This window comes from Paenibacillus silagei (genome assembly GCF_017874735.1).
Taxonomy (GTDB): Bacteria; Bacillota; Bacilli; order Paenibacillales; family Paenibacillaceae; genus Paenibacillus_AQ; species Paenibacillus_AQ silagei.
On sequence record NZ_JAGGLV010000041.1, the window covers coordinates 1 to 17,051 of the forward strand.

14 protein-coding genes are annotated in these 17,051 nt (G+C 55.4%); 4 read left to right on the plus strand and 10 right to left on the minus strand.

Translation table 11 applies throughout. The annotated features are described in order from the left end of the window. Positions 1-365: 365 nt before the first annotated feature. Positions 366-1,298, minus strand: coding sequence for a glycosyltransferase family 2 protein (locus J2Z70_RS32150; protein ID WP_209879699.1), 933 nt, complete (start codon positions 1,296-1,298; stop codon positions 366-368). 257 nt (positions 1,299-1,555) lie between these two features. On the opposite strand from J2Z70_RS32150, the gene J2Z70_RS32155 reads away from it, so the two are divergent. Next, positions 1,556-2,281: a DsbA family oxidoreductase gene (locus tag J2Z70_RS32155; RefSeq protein WP_209879702.1), complete on the plus strand. Its 726-nt coding sequence runs from the start codon at positions 1,556-1,558 to the stop codon at positions 2,279-2,281. Positions 2,282-2,832: 551 nt separating this feature from the next. Here the strand turns inward: J2Z70_RS32155 and J2Z70_RS32160 are convergent. The 9 genes from J2Z70_RS32160 to J2Z70_RS32200 all read right to left on the minus strand — a co-directional run bounded on the left by J2Z70_RS32160 (position 2,833) and on the right by J2Z70_RS32200 (position 11,375). Beyond that, positions 2,833-4,413 carry an oleate hydratase gene (locus J2Z70_RS32160; RefSeq protein WP_209879705.1) on the minus strand — a complete coding sequence of 527 codons (1,581 nt, stop codon included), beginning with the start codon at positions 4,411-4,413 and terminating at the stop codon, positions 2,833-2,835. A gap of 162 nt (positions 4,414-4,575) precedes the next feature. Continuing rightward, positions 4,576-5,145: a TetR-like C-terminal domain-containing protein gene (locus J2Z70_RS32165; protein WP_209879708.1), complete on the minus strand. Its 570-nt coding sequence runs from the start codon at positions 5,143-5,145 to the stop codon at positions 4,576-4,578. Between the two features lie 25 nt (positions 5,146-5,170). After that, positions 5,171-5,566 (minus strand): hypothetical protein, encoded by a 396-nt coding sequence (locus J2Z70_RS32170; protein ID WP_209879711.1) that lies wholly within the window; start codon positions 5,564-5,566, stop codon positions 5,171-5,173. A gap of 24 nt (positions 5,567-5,590) precedes the next feature. Then, positions 5,591-6,106: a hypothetical protein gene (locus tag J2Z70_RS32175; RefSeq protein WP_076081848.1), complete on the minus strand. Its 516-nt coding sequence runs from the start codon at positions 6,104-6,106 to the stop codon at positions 5,591-5,593. Between the two features lie 67 nt (positions 6,107-6,173). Further along, on the minus strand, positions 6,174-7,145 hold the full coding sequence (locus tag J2Z70_RS32180; protein WP_209879714.1) for an RluA family pseudouridine synthase: 972 nt from the start codon (positions 7,143-7,145) through the stop codon (positions 6,174-6,176). 81 nt (positions 7,146-7,226) lie between these two features. Continuing rightward, the gene (locus tag J2Z70_RS32185) at positions 7,227-7,412 is read right to left on the minus strand and encodes a CLC_0170 family protein (protein WP_036727634.1); all 186 of its coding nucleotides are present in this window, start codon (positions 7,410-7,412) and stop codon (positions 7,227-7,229) included. A gap of 42 nt (positions 7,413-7,454) precedes the next feature. Next, the gene (locus J2Z70_RS32190) at positions 7,455-8,678 is read right to left on the minus strand and encodes a Ger(x)C family spore germination protein (protein ID WP_209879717.1); all 1,224 of its coding nucleotides are present in this window, start codon (positions 8,676-8,678) and stop codon (positions 7,455-7,457) included. Continuing rightward, complete coding sequence (locus tag J2Z70_RS32195) at positions 8,675-9,772, minus strand: GerAB/ArcD/ProY family transporter (protein ID WP_209879720.1); 1,098 nt, start codon at positions 9,770-9,772, stop codon at positions 8,675-8,677. The genes J2Z70_RS32190 and J2Z70_RS32195 overlap by 4 nt, the downstream gene beginning before the upstream one ends. Beyond that, positions 9,765-11,375, minus strand: coding sequence for a spore germination protein (locus J2Z70_RS32200; RefSeq protein WP_245368701.1), 1,611 nt, complete (start codon positions 11,373-11,375; stop codon positions 9,765-9,767). The genes J2Z70_RS32195 and J2Z70_RS32200 overlap by 8 nt, the downstream gene beginning before the upstream one ends. A gap of 187 nt (positions 11,376-11,562) precedes the next feature. Between J2Z70_RS32200 and recQ the strand changes: the two genes are divergently transcribed. From recQ to J2Z70_RS32215, 3 genes are all read left to right on the plus strand, one after another. After that, entirely contained in the window at positions 11,563-13,389 is a 1,827-nt protein-coding gene (gene recQ, locus J2Z70_RS32205; RefSeq protein WP_036727639.1) for a DNA helicase RecQ, read from the plus strand. A 15-nt stretch (positions 13,390-13,404) separates the two neighbouring features. After that, positions 13,405-15,342, plus strand: coding sequence for a B12-binding domain-containing radical SAM protein (locus J2Z70_RS32210; protein ID WP_209879725.1), 1,938 nt, complete (start codon positions 13,405-13,407; stop codon positions 15,340-15,342). A 375-nt stretch (positions 15,343-15,717) separates the two neighbouring features. Beyond that, a complete protein-coding gene (locus tag J2Z70_RS32215; protein WP_209879729.1) occupies positions 15,718-16,950 on the plus strand; it encodes an IS110 family RNA-guided transposase in 1,233 nt (410 codons plus the stop codon). Positions 16,951-17,051: the final 101 nt, after the last annotated feature.

The window sequence follows — 17,051 nt, forward strand, 5'->3', positions numbered from 1 at the left end:
AAAAACCGGTTGGATCGGTACGTGCAATATATCCAGCAGTTAGGATATAGCGTGCAACTAAATCCTACCCCATAGTCTTCCCTTTTTCAAAAAAACGAAACGTTTTTTTGGGGCGGTGGGTCTTTTTTTTGTCAAAATCCAGTCTGCGGCGCATTTTCCGGTACTTTTATTTTCGTATTAAACCGACCACAATGGGACCGGGGGCAACGCGTAGGCCAAATGTAGTCGAAAAACCGAACACAATGTGCTGGGTGAGGGCGTGCGGGCCAAATGTAGGCGAACCGGATGTATGGGGCACAGGGCCCCCAGCATCCTTAAACTGTTTGGTTCTGTGCGCACTAGCGGTTCTTCGCGGAATGCTGTACCTAATCCAGCATGAATTCCCTGTACTTGTTCTTGCGGGGGTTGAGGATGAAGAGGATGCCACTGGCGTAGCCGGAGACGGCATTGAAGTTCCGCTTGAGCGTAGACTTGATGGCGAGGTAAGACAAGGTCCAGAGCAGAGCTGCATAATTCTTCACGGGTGCTTTGCGCAGATTCAGCAGATAATAATGGTTGACTGCGGTCGCCCGGGCGACCCGGCCTGCCTTGTCGCGAGAGCTGGGCGATTCATGATGCATGATTTTCAGCTCCGGGTTAATCACGAGCTTGCCGTATCTGCTCGCCAGATGGCACATATAGATATCGTCCGCTACTGCATAGCTGGTCATCCAGGGGTACGGCTTCATATCCCGCAGCGCCGAGCTGCGGAAGGACATGTTGCAGCCATGGAAGAAATCCGTCTCAAAAATATTCTCGGTCTCCCCCCATAAGAGAAGAGACCCGGCCAGTGTGCTGGCCGACAGTCTGCCTGGCGAAGCCGACATTTGACAGGTCAGCCTGCCGAGCAGCTTGCCCGATTTGCTGCTGGAGAGACCCTTGGCGATTCCGCCGACTCCGGCAATGGACGGATCTGAGGCGTAGGTGTCGAGCAACCGGCGGATATAGAGCGGATCGTCCAGCTCCGCATCGTCATCGAAGCTGAGCAGAATCTCCCCTTCGATGAGCCCGAGGGCCTCATAGCGGGAGAGCCAGACGCCGGGCTTGGTTTTGCGGTAATAACGCAGGCTGGCATCCGGAAGACGCCCGAGCACCTCACGGAAATATTCCAGCACCCGCTCTTCGATCTCACCGTCGTCCACGATCAGCAGTTCGATGGAGACATTCTCCAGCCTGCTTTGCGCGCCGATGGACTCAATGCAGAGGGTCAGATCGCTGATCCGGTTACGCGTGGGAATGACTATAGACAGGTCATGCATGCCGCTGACTCCTTTCGGGACGCCATAGACCGTCCGCTTTGAATTAGAGATGTTGCTCTAATTTTACCTGCCCGGCCGGGCGTACGTATATACCTCTTTCGTTTACTTTTCTCCCGGAAGCCGGCAGGGAAGAGAATGTATGGGACATTCAATGGGAAGGGGCCGTTCAGAAAGTTTGTTTGTAATTTTCGGTTTTTAACTATATAATAGTAAGTGAAATGCAATACCAATACCATTACCATTCAGGAGGAATTCCCATGAGAATAGATATATGGTCTGATTATGCCTGCCCGTTCTGCTACATCGGCAAAAGACGGCTGGAGCACGCGCTGAGCCAATTCCCGGGCCGTGACCAGGTGGAGGTCGTGTTCCGCAGCTTCCAGCTGGACCCGAATGCACGCACCGATGAGACGAGAGATATCCATGAGCTGCTGGCCGGTAAATACGGCATGACCCGTGACAAGGCCAAGGAGATGAACGCACAGCTGGCCGAGCAGGCGCAGGGTGTGGGTCTGGAGTTCAATTTCGATACGATTCAGTCCACGAATACCTTTGACGCTCACCGCTTGAGCCACTATGCTGCCACAGAGGGCAAGGCTCCGCAGATGACCGAACGGCTGCTGCGCGCTTATTTCACCGATTCGCTGAATGTGGGTGACCGCAAAGTGCTGGCTGAACTGGCCGCCGAGGTCGGACTTGATCAGGCTGAAGTTGCAAAGGTGCTCAACAGTGAGGCTTACGGTGACCGGGTTGAGGCTGACATTGAAGCTGCCCGGCAGCTGAACATCACTGGTGTTCCGTTCTTCGTCTTCAATAATAAGTACGCCGTATCCGGTGCGCAGCCAGGTCCGGTCTTTACTGAAGTGCTGGACACGGTATGGGCGGAGGAACAGAAGGGTCCAGAGCTTCAGGTGGTCGGCCAGCCGAAGTCCGGGGCTGCACCGTCTGCTGACGGCTGCGATGACGGTTCCTGCAGCATCTGATTACGATCAGTGGCAGGTTTGAGATAAGCGTTGCAGCAAGCTGTGCCTGGACGGGACGTACGATTCATTCTGGTTACGGACTACAGTTCCGCTATTTGCGCCAAAAGGCCATTTGGAGCGGCGCGCCGGACTCAGAAGACGTTATGCGGAGAATTTGGAAGCGAAATTGCAGGATATTCGGCACTTAAGCGCACTGGAGTCCGCAGCGCTGCCGTAAAAGATGATTTGGAACAAATAAGCGCACTGGAGTCCGCATAAGCGTGCTCCATCCAGTCAGGCGGCTACACCCTGATCGAAACAGGCTAAAAGTCGGCATTCCTGCCGCCACTGGCCCTTCCTGGCAAGTTTGCATCAATAGACGCACCAAACCCCCGCCGCATGAAATTCATGCAGCGGGGGTTTTTGTTCAAATATAAGAATTTATATGTTGCACACGATAAATTATCCTTCTATTTCTCGCTGAAACGGTACCGTCCTTTAAAAGGACGGCAAAGCCGTTTCCACTTGCTTACAGAGACCACTGGCCTGGAGCGGGAAACCGAATCATTTCGTTACCGGAACGAGGTCACCAGACTGGAGAACAGTGTGCGGACATCGTTCTGGTACGCATTGATCGGCTCTACCGGACGGTTCAGGCCGAACAGGGTGTAGACGGCGATGCGGGCGGCACGGACTGAATACTCTTCCGTGAAAACGATATCGTCCGGGATCTCGCAGTATTGGCCGATAAAGGCCAGGTTGGTTGAGCCTTCAGGCACCACCTGCGGCCGGTCGCTGTTCAGGCGCGGCATGAACTGGGAGGTGATATACGGCATCATGCAAGGAATACAGTTGGCGGTAGCCATGATCTCTTCCTTATGCGCCTCGAAGTGCAGATGCCCGATCAGCTCCTTCATAATCTCCTCGCCGGTACAGTTGCACATTTTTTTGTGCACATAATCGCCGACCTTGTCCGGGTACAGGCCATATCCCCAGAAGACCCTGACATGCTCCGGCTGGTTGCGGAAATGCGGCTGGAACGCCAGCACGACCGACATGAACCAACTGGAATCCTTGAACGTTACAAGTGCGCCGGTACCGGCCCGGTTGCGGGTGAACTTCTCCATCAGGTCGAAGAACTTCGAGTCCTTGAAGGTCACCGTGAAGGATTCCCATTTGGATTCGTCCACATGATCGTCGAAGGAAGAAGGATTGCCGAGACCCGGCTTCTTCGCGGCGATTGTCTCCCACAGCTTCCATGAGCTGCCCTTACCGTTCATCCCGGGAGCGGAGGTCATCGATCCGAGGCTGGAGCCTTCGGTCATCGAGCCGTTCGTCACAATGACCCGGTCGCCTTCATGAACCTGGATCGTGTCCTCCACGCCATTGCGGACGACCTTCATCGCTGTCACAGTAATGCCGTCGCCATCTTTGAATTCCAGATCGGTTACTGTACATTTCAAGGTGAAATCTACGCCCAGCGGCTCCAGATATTGATGCAGCGGCAGAATAATGGAATCATATTGGTTATATGGGGTCCGGGTTACGCCTTCAAGGGTTTGAATTCTAGGGAACTCGTGCATGAAGCGGAGCATATACCGCTTGAACTCAACTGCACTATGCCAAGGCTGGAAGGCAAAAGTGGTCGCCCACATGTACCAGAAGTTCGTTGTGAAGAAATGTGGTCCGAACCAGTCGTTAATCCGCAAGGTGCCCATGGCTGGCTCCGGCGTCATGATCAGCTTGCCCATGGCCAGGCGGTCTGCCATATCGAAGCCCATTGAGGTGACGTCCAGAACCTCACCCTTGCTGTTGATCAGCCGGGCCTGGCCGCGGGTCGGATTGGATTCGTCGAATTGAATGATTTCTTCCCGCAGCGTCAGCCCCGGTTGGTCAATGGACGGAATGGTACTTAATAGCTCCCACAGATTCTCATAGGTCTCATCGTTCAGCATCCGGCCGCCGCGAATCACATATCCATGCTCTGCATCGCCGGCACCGTCATTGCTGCCGCCAAGGATCTTCATTTCTTCAATAATGTGAATGTTCTGTCCGGGAAAACCGCAGTCTCTGACCAGATAGGCCGCACCTGCAAGGGATGCAATGCCACCGCCTACGAAATATACCTGCTCGTTACCGTACTCTTTTTTCACTGATTACCGCCTCCATAGGTTTGCTTGAATACTGGACCTGAACCGAGTGTAATCCAGTCCCGCCTTGGAGGGTATCATCAAAGCGCTTGATCTGTATAAAATTTGGACATATGGAACAAAGTGTAACATTTTTGAGCAGAAAAAAAGCCGCAGCCTCTAAGGTTACGACACAATGTTCTCATATTTATGCAGCGCCTTCAGAAAGTTCCCTTCTATCAGGACGCTCAGCTTCCCGATCATCTGCTCCGGCGGCTCCTTCATCCCGTCCTGCATCCACTGAATGACCAGTCCGGTGAAGGCCAGCGTGTAAAAGTTGGCGATGAACTGCTTATCCGGCGTCCCGACATCCAGCCCCGCGGCCAGCTCGTTGATGACGCCCATAACGAGATCATTCGTCACCTCATATAGATACGCGTCCAGATGCCTCCGTCCGAGGGAGTCCAAGGTATTGCTGCAGAACGCCTTATTGTTCCCGATATAGCAGAATATCCGGTAGAAACCGTCTGTCCAGGTGCTGTAGCTGCGGTACTGGGCAATGCTCTCGACAGCCTCCGTCCTGTAGATCCAGCCCAGCAGATCATAGATATCCTGAAAATGATAATAAAAGGTCTGCCGGTTCACGCCGCAATCCTCGACCAGATGCCGGACGGAGATTTTGTTCAGCGGAAGCTCCTCCATCAGGTCTTTGAGCGAGCGGGCGAGCGCATTTTTGGTCAGCAGGGAATTGGACATAAGGGTCATCAGCTCCTAACAGGAATCAGCGTGTGCGCCAATAATGTATCAGCAGCCGGCCGCCCTCGGCGATCAGGCCCAGAGCGAAGCCGCCTGCTGTAAACAGACCAAAGGAAAGAAAGCCCGCAAGATCCTCGAAGCCCGACATCTCACGGTAAGTGTACAGGTACATCAGGAAGAGCCCCGCCACAGTTCCAGCGGTTGAGAAAATCCACACAAGCTGCGCACCCAGCCAGCCGAACCCGTTGACTATACCGGAGATGACAAGGGCAAGGATGGCCCAGCGTAGGGCAAGAATAAGGTTGAAGGGCTCACCTAACCACATATAACGGTGCAGAATCAGCGATAGCCACAGCAGCAGCGCGTAACCGGCAGACCATGCCAGCCAGCGGCCCGTCCGGGCAGGAGGCAGGAAATTCATTATCAGCTCACCCCATGTATAGCGTTATACCTCTTCCAGTTCCTCTGCGCTCTGCAGCATGAACTTCAGGAGGTTCGGAAGGTCTTCCATTTGCTCTTCGGTAATTTGCCGTTTGAATTGCAGTTCAACACAGTTATTGTACGTATCGTCTGTCTGTCCATAGCGGAAGCTGAGCGATTGCACAGGCTGGAATTCGGGTCCCCAGATTCGGGTCAGAATCTCTTCAATGGCCGGGCACTGCACATTCACATCTTCTATCTCCATATAAAAGCGTAAGAAAAGACTGCATCCCGGATCGCTGCCCGGCGTCTCCAGAATCTCATCGCTGAGGTCCTTTACTGTGGACTGGAGCAGAATCTCGGACGTCACATTCAGGCCTCCGGTCAGCTTGAACGCGAGGCTGAATTCACGCGACATCAGCGCGAGATTGAGCAGATCGGACCGGTCAGTTACAACTAGAACCCCATCCAGATTATCGTAGTCGTAGATCTGGTTCTCCAGGGCGATTTTAATATTGTCAAAAACAGTAGGGTGGAACAAGAGCGGCACCTTCTATCGTTTCTCTATAATATATTATGATCTGCTGTTGGCACTCACAGCTTAGGAATTAGTTCGTAGGTGCCGGTGCCGTGTATTTCAGAAAAGTCTTCGGAATCTCGCTCTCAAACGTTAGAATTTCACCTGTGGTCGGATGGACGAACGAGAGCACGCGGGCATGCAGGCCGAGGCGGCCGACCGCCTTGGTCTCAGCCCCGTACTTCTTGTCCCCGGCAATCGGATGTCCGATGTCGGACATGTGGACACGGATCTGATTCTTCCGTCCGGTCTCTAAGTGCACCTCCAGCAGGGAGAAGTGGCGGTTCGCCTGGATCAGCTTATAGCGGGTTACGGCGTGCAGCCCGTCTCCCTCATGCGGACTGGAGTACATCTTCAGCGTGGAGGTCTCCTTCAGCCAGGAGCTGATCGTGCCTTCGGATCTCTTAACGGCGCCTTCCACCAGAGCCACGTAGGAGCGTTCCTTGACGGTCTCCTTCCAGCTGTTCTGGAGCTGCTGCTGAATCGCCTCGCTGCGGGCAAACATCATGACACCCGAGGTATCACGGTCCAGCCGGTGCACCACATAGACGCGGTTCTTCGGGTTGCTCAGGCGGACATGCTCCATCAGCTGGCGGTAAGCCGTCAATTCATTATCTTCACCGGTAGCGATGGACAGGAGCCCCGCATCCTTCTGGATCACGATAATATCGTCATCCTCATGGACAATGGTCAGCCCGAGCATCTCCTTGGTTTCGGCAGGCTTCTCATGGTCAATCGTCACGGTCTGGCCGGGATGGAGCGGATGGTTATGCTTCGTCACCGGCTTGCCGTTCACCGCAACCTGTCCGCGGGAGAGCATGGATTTGATCGAGTTGCGCCCCTTGTTCGTAATCGTCTTCAGCAGAAAAGCAAGCAGCTCCGCAGGCTCGGCTACCGTATAGGATTTGGGTGCAGCTGCCGGCTTGGCCGGGGCTCCGGATCTTGCTCCCTGTTTATGGTTAGAGGTTCTGTTCCCCTGATTTCTGGTTCTTCTTGTATTCATGACCGCATTCTCCGTCCTTTAATAGGTTACTCCTCAATATACCATGGGCCGTGAATAAATACTACGAAGGGACGTGGGGCACTAGATATAGAGGAGCAGGCCGATACAGATTATCAGGGAGAGCAGGATATAGCTCCAGGCTATGATCTTTGCGTACTTTTTCTCCCGGAGCCAGCCCCGGTTACTGTAAATTCGGATATCTACAACCAGCAGGAGCATGGCCGAGAACAACAGCATCCCGGCAAGGCTTCCCAGCAATCGGATCATACGCTTCCTCCTCCATAGGCGGTTACCTGCACGGGCTGGCGCTTAATCATGCTTGAGGCCCACTCTGCGGATATGCAGGGTCAGTCTGATATCTACACCAACACTGCTGTACAGGCTCTCCCAGTCGTTTTTGCCGTGGATATGCTTCCTCCAGTAGGCGGGATGATGGCTTCGGATCAGTTCGCCCATGCCAAAAATATCGGAGTGGTCCTGCTGGGTCTGCTTCACCAGTCCGGTCAGCACCGTCTGGATCTGCTGCTCGAAATCCCGCTCGATCTCATGCAGCTTCTGCGGGGAATTGACAGGAATGTCACTGCTGTAATGCTCGTCCAAATCCCCCTCCAGGAAGATCTCATAGGACAAATAGGGCTTGCCGTCCTTGATGTAGCTCCGGGTGCGGGTGAAGCGTTCATTGGTCTTGGTCATGACAATCCCGAGCTCCCGGGTACGGAGCAGAGTGGAGTAGCCTCCGGGGTCCATCCCCTGCATCGCCATGAATCCGCCGATCTCGATCGGGGCAGTTTTGCCCGCCATCCGTCCGCCGCTGAAATAAGCCAGCCCTGCAATGAGGATATTATCCTTGTTGCGCAGTGCCACATAAGGCAGATAGGCGCTTTGCCCCCACCTAGAGTCCGCTGACCAGAAGGTGCCGATATAATCCCGGGGGAATTTGCCGGAGGAGACGGACTTCTCCATCATGGACAAAATATAAAGAGTTGGCACACGCTGCAGCGGCGGGTTCACATCCATGAAGGCGGACGCGCGGCCCTCGGAGACGAGCAGCCAGGTTCTGCGCCGGATTTCCGGGTTGCGCCGCAGATAATCATTCAGTTCGGCAAGGCTGCCCCGGGCAATCTCCTCGCTGATGATGATGATCCGCAGGTGAACCAGATAACGCGGGTCGGCAATCTGCTGCTGCAGATTATTCATGGCGTCGTCGAGGGAGATGCCGCGCACGCTGACCACCCAGACGGGACTGGTCTTGCCTTCCCCTGCGCTGCCGCCGGTGCCGGGGCCCAGCGGGACTCTGCCCGGGACGGCAATCTGAGCGGTGACACTGATCATCTCCGTAGGCAGAGAGTTATCATGGATGTGAGTGACCCGGTCTTCTTTTTGCGTATCGTCTGCAGGGATCTTGTCAATGGATAGGCCGAGAACCAGCGCGCGGTCCTCAATCTCCACCTGATCCCAGCATCCGCTGAGCAGCGGTGCGGCAATAGTGAGCAGGAGGAGCAGGGCGAGCGTGCGCGGAAGCTGTATTTTCATGAGGTCACCTTCTCCTTGTGGCGTCTGAGCAGATAGACTGTCCATAACAGCAGCGGATAGCCGAACATCAGCATCATGCCAGCATTGCCCAGATGAAGGGCCCACCGGTAAGATTCGAACACATTTGAGGGCAGCATGGCCAGGATGAACATCACCGGCAGCAGGACCGTGGAGGCCATCCGCTGGTCGCGGAATCGCAGCAGCTTGTGCAGCAGATAGGCAGATATGTAATAAGTAGTGTAGATCGTCGTGTAGACAGAGATGACCCAGATAATAATGAAGATAGCATCCAGCCGCTCCAGGAATCCCTCGCCAAAGGCCGCCGAACGGGCCATCTCCAGAGTAGGGTAGATCAGCAGCTTGGTCTCCTCGGCACCGAATATCCCTACAGAAGCAATGACGATCAGCACGTAGATTGCACCCGACAGGAAGATGGCCCAGGCCCCCGCACGGACGGCATGCCCAGGCTTCTCCATGAATGGAATCAGCAGCACGATGACGAAGGAGCTTTGGAACAGATAGGTGGCCTCCTGCGCTCCTTTCCAGAACTGGAGGCTGGGAGCCATCAGGACAGGTTGCAGATTGAGCATATCCACATTTTTGAGCGAGAGCAGAATGGTGACCAGAATAGAGCCTACAATCAGCGGCAGATAGAAGAAGTGGATATAGGAGAACTTCACAACGTTGCGCCTGGAGGACAGGAGACTGATGAGCAGCATCAGGAAGATGGTTGCTTCGATCGGTGTTTTTTTGTACAGCACGGTTGTGGCAACATCCCCGAACTGGCGTACAGTGAGGCCGGTGAGTACAATGAACAGCAGCATAATCACCACAGTGAAAATAGCAGCAAGCGGGCGTCCGATCAGGCGGCGGCTGAACACAAACAGGGTCTCCTGCGGAAACCGCTGGCAGAGGGAGGCCAGCAGCCAGTAGCTGATGAAGGAGAAAAGTACGCCGCAGAATGCAACAAGGGGAGCGCTGCTGTTGCCTGCTTCGGTCATATAGCGCGGGAAGCTGAGGATGCCCACTCCGATAATGGTGCTGCTGATCACGGCTGCTGCGCGCAGAGTCGTAATCTGGCGCGGATTATTCATCGGTCTCATCTCCCTGCCTGAGAATCTGGTCAATCTCTGCGGTGGGTACACTGCGGGGCAGTCTGTCGGTATCCCGGACATGCAGGAAGCTGGGGCGGCGGCGCATCCACCAGAGCGGCACCCGCACCAGCGTATCCTTCAGATCACGCCATTTGCCGGGAATGTAAGGGGACATATAAGGAACCCCAAAGGACTCCAGGTAGAGCAGATGATTCAGAATCAGAATCGTACCAATCATAACCCCGTAGAGGCCGAACATACCGGCCAGAAGGATCAGCGGAAACCGCAGCATACGCAGGGCGATCGCTGCATTGTAGGCGGGGGTGGCGAACGAGCCGATCGTCGTCAGAGCCACAATGACAACCGTGATCGGGCTGGCGAGTCCTGCGCCCACTGCAGCCTGTCCGATGACGAGGACGCCTACAATAGATAATGCCCCGCCGATCATCTGCGGCAGCCGGATCGTCGCTTCCCGCAGAACCTCCATGGATACCTCCATAATCAGCACCTCCAGCACAGCCGGAAACGGCACCCCCGCCCGGCCGCCCGAGATCGCCACAGCGAAATCTGTAGGCAGCAGTTCGGGGTTGTACGAGATGACAGACACATATAACGCCGGGAAAAACAGTGAGCAGGCCAAAGCAATCAGCCGGATGATCCGGATCAGGCTGCCCATAATGAAGCGTTCCGTATAGTCATCCACCGTCTCGAAGAACTGGTTGAAGAGGGCGGGAACAATCAGGGCAAACGGTGATCCATCAACGAGAATGGCGACCCGGCCCTCCAGCAGGGCGGCCACAGTCTTGTCGGGCCGCTCGGTGCTCTGAACCTGGGGGAAGGGGGAGAGCGGCTGGTCTTCGATGAACTGCTCGATGTATCCGGCATCGAGGATGCCGTCCGTATGAATCAGCGAGATTCGGCGCATGACTTCAGCGACCAGACTGCTGTCAGTGACACTGTCAATGTAACATAGAGCCACCCTTGACTGGGTACGCTCTCCGAGCGGGCTGATCTCAATGCGGAAGTCCGTGCTCTGCAGCCGGTAGCGCAGCAGGGAGAGATTGTTCTCCAGCTTCTCCACATAGCCTTCACGCGGCCCGCGGATGACCTGCTCCGTCTGCGGCTGCTCGACCCCGCGCATCTCAATCTGGCGCATTTCCATGCGAAGCGCCTCTGGAATTCCGTCAATCAGCAGAATCAGGTCGCCCTTCACGGCGGCTTGGGGGAGTGCGGACAGATCGGCAGTCGTGGTGCCTTGAGTGACCTGGACAGCTGTACTCCAGATATAATGAATCATTCCGCCCGTATCCTCCGGGACCTCAGACTGCCCTGGAGGCGGGGCCATTAACGGTTTCAGCACATGCTCGCGCACCTGCTCCATATTCACGAGTGAGGAGAAGAAGAGCATTGCAGCAGGATAAGCTCCGAAGAGCAGGAAGTCGCGTACGACCAGATCGCCGTTCTCTCCGAGCCTCGCCTGAAGCTCCGGCAGATCGGTCTTCAGCTCTCCTGTCAGCCTGCTGCCGCTGGCAGGCTTCTGCTCTGTAGAAGAAGACTGTTGCTTATCTATGTAGGAGGCATATTTATCTTTCCAGTCTTGCAAACGGGTGACCTCCTTCATAGGGCAGATGGATGAATCTATATAAAGTGTTGCTTGATCGTACGGTTTTTATGTAATTTCTATGTGTAAGGCCCGGAAGGAGTGCTATGATATCTGCTTCAGGCGGTTGCTTGGCAGCCGGTTGCCCGGTAAACTAAAAGGTAGAAAGCCTTAAGGAGTTTGAAGAGATATGGAGATGCAAGGATCATTAATGGAGCAGGCCCAGGCCGAGCTGCAAAAATATTACGGTTATCCCGATTTCCGGGACGGCCAGAAAAAAATTGTGAACAATCTGCTGGAAGGCCGCGATACGCTGGGCATTCTGCCTACCGGAGGCGGTAAGTCCATCTGCTATCAGGTTCCGGCGCTGCTGCAGCCGGGGCTTACCCTGGTCGTCTCACCGCTGATCTCCCTGATGAAGGATCAGGTGGATGCTCTTACGACGGCAGGGATTCCGGCTGCTTATATCAACAGCACCCTGAGCGGCAAGGAAGTGAATGAGCGCATCCGTGCGGCCCGCCGCGGCGACTTGAAGCTGCTCTATGTAGCTCCCGAGCGTCTGGAGCTGGACTGGTTCCGCCTGGAGATGGCGGGACTGAACATCTCCTGCGTAGCTGTGGATGAGGCGCACTGCGTCTCGCAGTGGGGCCATGACTTCCGCACCAGTTATCTGGCAGTGTCCCCGTTCGTGGAGCAGCTGCCGCAGCGTCCGATTCTGGCGGCCTTCACCGCTACAGCTACCCCGGAGGTCATGGAGGATATGGTCCGGCTGCTGCGCCTGCGCGAGCCGGGCGTCTTCATGACCGGACTTGGCCGCGACAATCTGGCGATGTCCGTGCTGCGCGGAGAGAACAAGCGCGAGTTCGTGCTGGATTACGCGGCTCAGCATGCCCATCAGCCGGGCATCGTGTATGCCGCCACCCGCAAGGAGGTGGATGATCTCTATCAGCGCCTCCAGGCCGCAGGAATCACCGCCGGGCGCTATCATGCCGGAATGAACGACCAGGAGCGGGCGGACAGCCAGGAAGGCTTCCTCTATGACGATATCCGCGTCATGGTCGCCACGAATGCCTTCGGGATGGGGATCGACAAGTCTAACGTGCGTTATGTCATCCATTACAATATGCCGAAGAACATGGAGGCTTATGTTCAAGAGGCGGGACGTGCCGGGCGTGACGGGGAGCCGAGCGATTGTATCCTCCTGTTCAGTGCGCAGGATATCATGACCCAGAAATTCCTGATTGAGCAGAACCCGCAGGACCCGGAACGTAAAGCCAACGAATACCGCAAGCTCCAGCAGATGATTGAATACTGCTATACCACCCGCTGCCTGCGCAGCGCGCAGCTCGACTATTTCGGCGAGAGTCATGACGATGATCACTGCGGGATTTGCAGCTCCTGTACCGACGAGCGTGAGCTGGTCGATATCACCGTTGAAGCGCAGAAAATCTTCTCCTGCATCCACCGGATGCGGGAGCGTTACGGCGTGGCGCTGGTCTCATCCGTGCTGAAGGGCTCACGTAACCAGAAGGTGCTGCAATACGGCTTCGAGAAGCTGCCGACTCACGGCGCTATGTCCAGCCGCAGCGAGAAGGAGATTACCGAGATCATCAATATGCTGATCTCGGAAGGTTATCTGGCCTTGTCCGAAGGCCAGTATCCGGTGGTCCGGCTGCAGCCGCTGGCAGCCGAGGTGCTGCGCGGCCAGCGCCAGGTGCATCAGCGCGTAGCCCGCACGCTGGTCACCTCCGGCACGCGAGACCGCAGCCGCTCGCGCGATACTTCGCCGTCCGCGGTCAACGAAACGGTGTTCGAGCAGCTGCGCCTGATCCGCCGCGAGCTGGCGGGGCGTGAGCATGTGCCGTCGTACATCATTTTCAATGATGCGACGCTGCGTGAGATGAGCGTGGTTTGTCCGCAGACAGAAGCGGAGATGCTGAGGGTGAAGGGTGTCGGTGAAGTGAAGTACCGGAAGTACGGCAAGGCCTTCCTGGAGTTTTTTCAAAATGATATGTAAAGAAGGTTATAAGGCATGAGAATCATCCTGGCCACATTAAATGCCAAATATATTCATACGTCGCTTGCGATCCGGCTGCTGAAGGCGTATAGCGAGCATGAGTTCAAGGATATCCTTTTGGCGGAATATACCATCAAAGATCCCGCGATGAACATCGTGTCTGACCTTTTTCAGAAGCAGCCGGATGTGATTGGCTTCTCCTGTTACATCTGGAACATCGAGGAGACCATCAAGCTGGTCGGTATTCTCAAGCAGGTCATGCCGGAGGTCAAGATTGTGCTGGGCGGGCCGGAGGTATCCTATGAGCCGCTCTACTGGATGAAGCGGGAGACCGGAGTGGACTTTGTCGTGAACGGTGACGGGGAAGAGACCTTCCACCATCTGCTGCAGGAGATCCGGGATGAGCACAAGTACCATTTCGTATACGGTGCGGCTTACCGCAAGGGGGAAGAGCTGATCGTCAATCCTCCCCGTCCCAAAAGTGATCTTAACACCCTGCCGACCCCGCACCGCTTCGCGGAGGATCTGCCGGAGCTTAGCAAGCGTATCGTGTATTTTGAGACGAGCCGGGGCTGTCCCTTCAACTGCCAATTCTGCCTGTCCAGCATTGAGGTGGGCGTGCGTTATTATGATATCGAACGGGTGAAGTCCGATCTGCTCTATCTGATTGAGGGCGGGGCCAAGGTAATTAAGTTCCTGGACCGTACGTTCAATATCAACCGCAATTATGCGATGGAGATGTTCCAGTTCCTGATCGATAATCATCAGGGCTGCGTGTTCCAGTTCGAGATTACCGCTGATATTATGCGTCCCGAGGTGCTGGATTTCCTGGCGCAGAACGCCCCTCCGGGCGTCTTCCGCTTCGAGATCGGCGTCCAGTCGACGAATGACGAGACCAATGAGCTGGTCAAGCGCCGCCAGAACTTCACCAAGCTGTCGCGCACTGTGATGAAGATCAAGGCCAGCGGCAACATCGACCAGCATCTCGATCTGATCGCCGGATTGCCAATGGAGGATTACGACACCTTCCGCAAGACCTTCAATGACGTCTTTGCCATGGAGCCGGAGGAGCTGCAATTAGGGTTCCTCAAAATGCTGCGCGGCACCGGGCTGCGCGCCCAGGCAGCTAAATACGACTATACGTATATGGAGCATGCGCCATACGAAATTCTCAGCAGCCATGTGATGCCGTTCGCCGATATTATCCGACTCAAGCGGCTGGAGGATGTGCTGGAGAAGTACTGGAACAGCCAGCGGCTGGCTCATTCAGTCAAGTATCTGATCCGCCATGTCTTCCCGTCCCCGTTCGACTTCTTCCAGGAGTTCGGGGACTACTGGGAAGAGCGGGGCTGGCAGAAGATCGGGCATCAGCTGGAGGATCTGTTCACCCGGCTGCATAACTTCCTGACGGACCGGGGCACGGCTTCTATGGACATAGTCACCGGCCTGATGAAGCTGGACTATTTCCTCGCCCACAAGTACAAGCCCCGCAAGATCTGGTGGGACGATGTGCTTGATAAAGCGGAGTGGGCGAAGCACCTGAAGCAGATCGCCAGTCAGCCGGAGCTGATCTCGACCAAGCTGGCGGAGGCCGGACTTAGCGAGCGGGAGCTGCAGAAGTTCATCGTGCTCGATGAGCTGCCGTTCCGCCTTGCGCCGGTGCTGGAATCGATCAGCGGGCTGCGCTATGACGGGGAGCTTGGCGCTGAGGCGGGGGTTGGAGCTTCTGGCGAAGGTGAAGCAGTTGCCGCAATCAAGGCAGAAGTATCGCCTCCGGCGGTTGCCGGGGGAGGCGGGAGTGAAGGCCGGGCGGCTGCAACGGCGGTCGCCGCCGGGAGCGGGACGGCCCTGCCGGGTCCGCACCCCGGGGCAAGCGATGGCCGCACACTGCTGGTCGTCCTGTATCAGCAGGACGAGAGCCAGCGGGCGCAGTATTATACGCTGCCTTTGTAGGGGAATGCCCCTGACTACACTGGACACCTGCCTGCCGATGCGGATGTATGCGAAAAACCGAACACATCCGGCGTTCCGTGGGCGCGTGAACCAAATGTAATCGAAAAACAGTCATGACAAGACAGAGGCCTTGTCACCCCCAGGAATGAAAATAAGTGGTTGGCATCCGTCGCATCCATTCTAAATGAGGCTGTAGTCGTCAACACTTACATATACAAATCAAAGGGCGGAAACGGTTACTGGGACCCACCCCGTTCGAAAAACCGTTCTATTGCGCTTTTCGAGCATCGCCTATTGTAGCCCCCAAAAGTACGTGTATTAAATTACACTCACTCGAGCGCATGATTTGTAAACTGACGATGGAGGATGGTAGGAATGGATGCTGTACGTATGTGTTGCGCCGGTCTAGACGTGCATCAGGAAACCGTTGTAGCCTGCGTGTTAAAAGGACCGATTGAACAGAAACCCCAATATCACCTGAAAACGTTTGGGACGACAACCAAAGAATTGCTAGGCCTGCAAGATTGGCTGAGTGAACACGGCTGCCGGGAAGTGGTGATGGAGAGCACCGGCGTGTTATGGAAACCGGTATGGAACATCTTAGAGGGCAGTTGTGACCTCGTCCTGGCCAACGCCCGGCGGGTCAAGAATACGTCGGGTCGAAAAACGGACATGCAAGACGCGCGCTGGTTAGCGCAATTGCACCGTTGCGGGCTCATTGAAGGCAGTATGGTGCCCGAACAGGACATCCGGGATTTGCGGGATTTGACCCGTTACCGGAGTAAGATGGTGCAGGCGGTGACGGCGGAGAAAAACCGCATTCACAAAATCCTGCAGGATGCCAACATCAAGCTGACCACCTTTATGTCCGATCTCTATGGGGTTTCGGGACGGGGCCTGCTCCAGAAGATCATGGACGGCGAGGTGGTGGATGAAGTGACCGTGAAAAGCCTGGTCAAAACCCGTTTAAAAAAGAAAGTTCCGCAGCTACTCGACGCGCTCAATGGCAAGCTGCGCCGTCATCATCGGGAGATGATTCGAGACCACTGGGACCACTTGGTCTATCTGGAGAAAAGAATCACGGAACTGGAAGCGCGAATCGAGGCGAAGGCAGAACCGTACCTGGAGGTCATTGAACAAATTGACTCCATTCCAGGAATAGAGCGGACGTCTGCCGTGACCATCTTTGCCGAAGTGGGGCCGCATGTCGCGGAGATGTTCCCGAGTGATGCGCAGTTTGCTTCATGGGCGGGGGTGTGTCCCGGGAACAACGAAAGCGCGGGGAAGCGAAGAAAGTCCAAAACGATGCAAGGGAACAAGCATCTGAAAGGGGCGTTGTGTCAGGCGGCTTGGGCGAACGCTCGCTCCTCGAACCGGATCGGCCAATTCTTTCGACGAATCCGGAAGAGACGAGGAGATAAAAAAGCAAACGTCGCCACGGCGCATTTGCTGATTCGCATCCTCCATGCCCTAATGCGGGAGAAGAGGTCATACCAAGAAATAGACGTCTCACTAGGCGATGAGACGTCCAAGAAAACTCGGTTGGATCGGTATGTGCAATATATCCAGCAGTTAGGATATAGCGTGCAACTAAATCCTACCCCATAGTCTTCCCTTTTTCAAAAAAAACGAAACGTTTTTTGGGGGCGGTGGGTCTTTTTTTGTCAAAATCCAGTCTGCGGCGCGTTTTCCGGTACTTTTATTTTCGT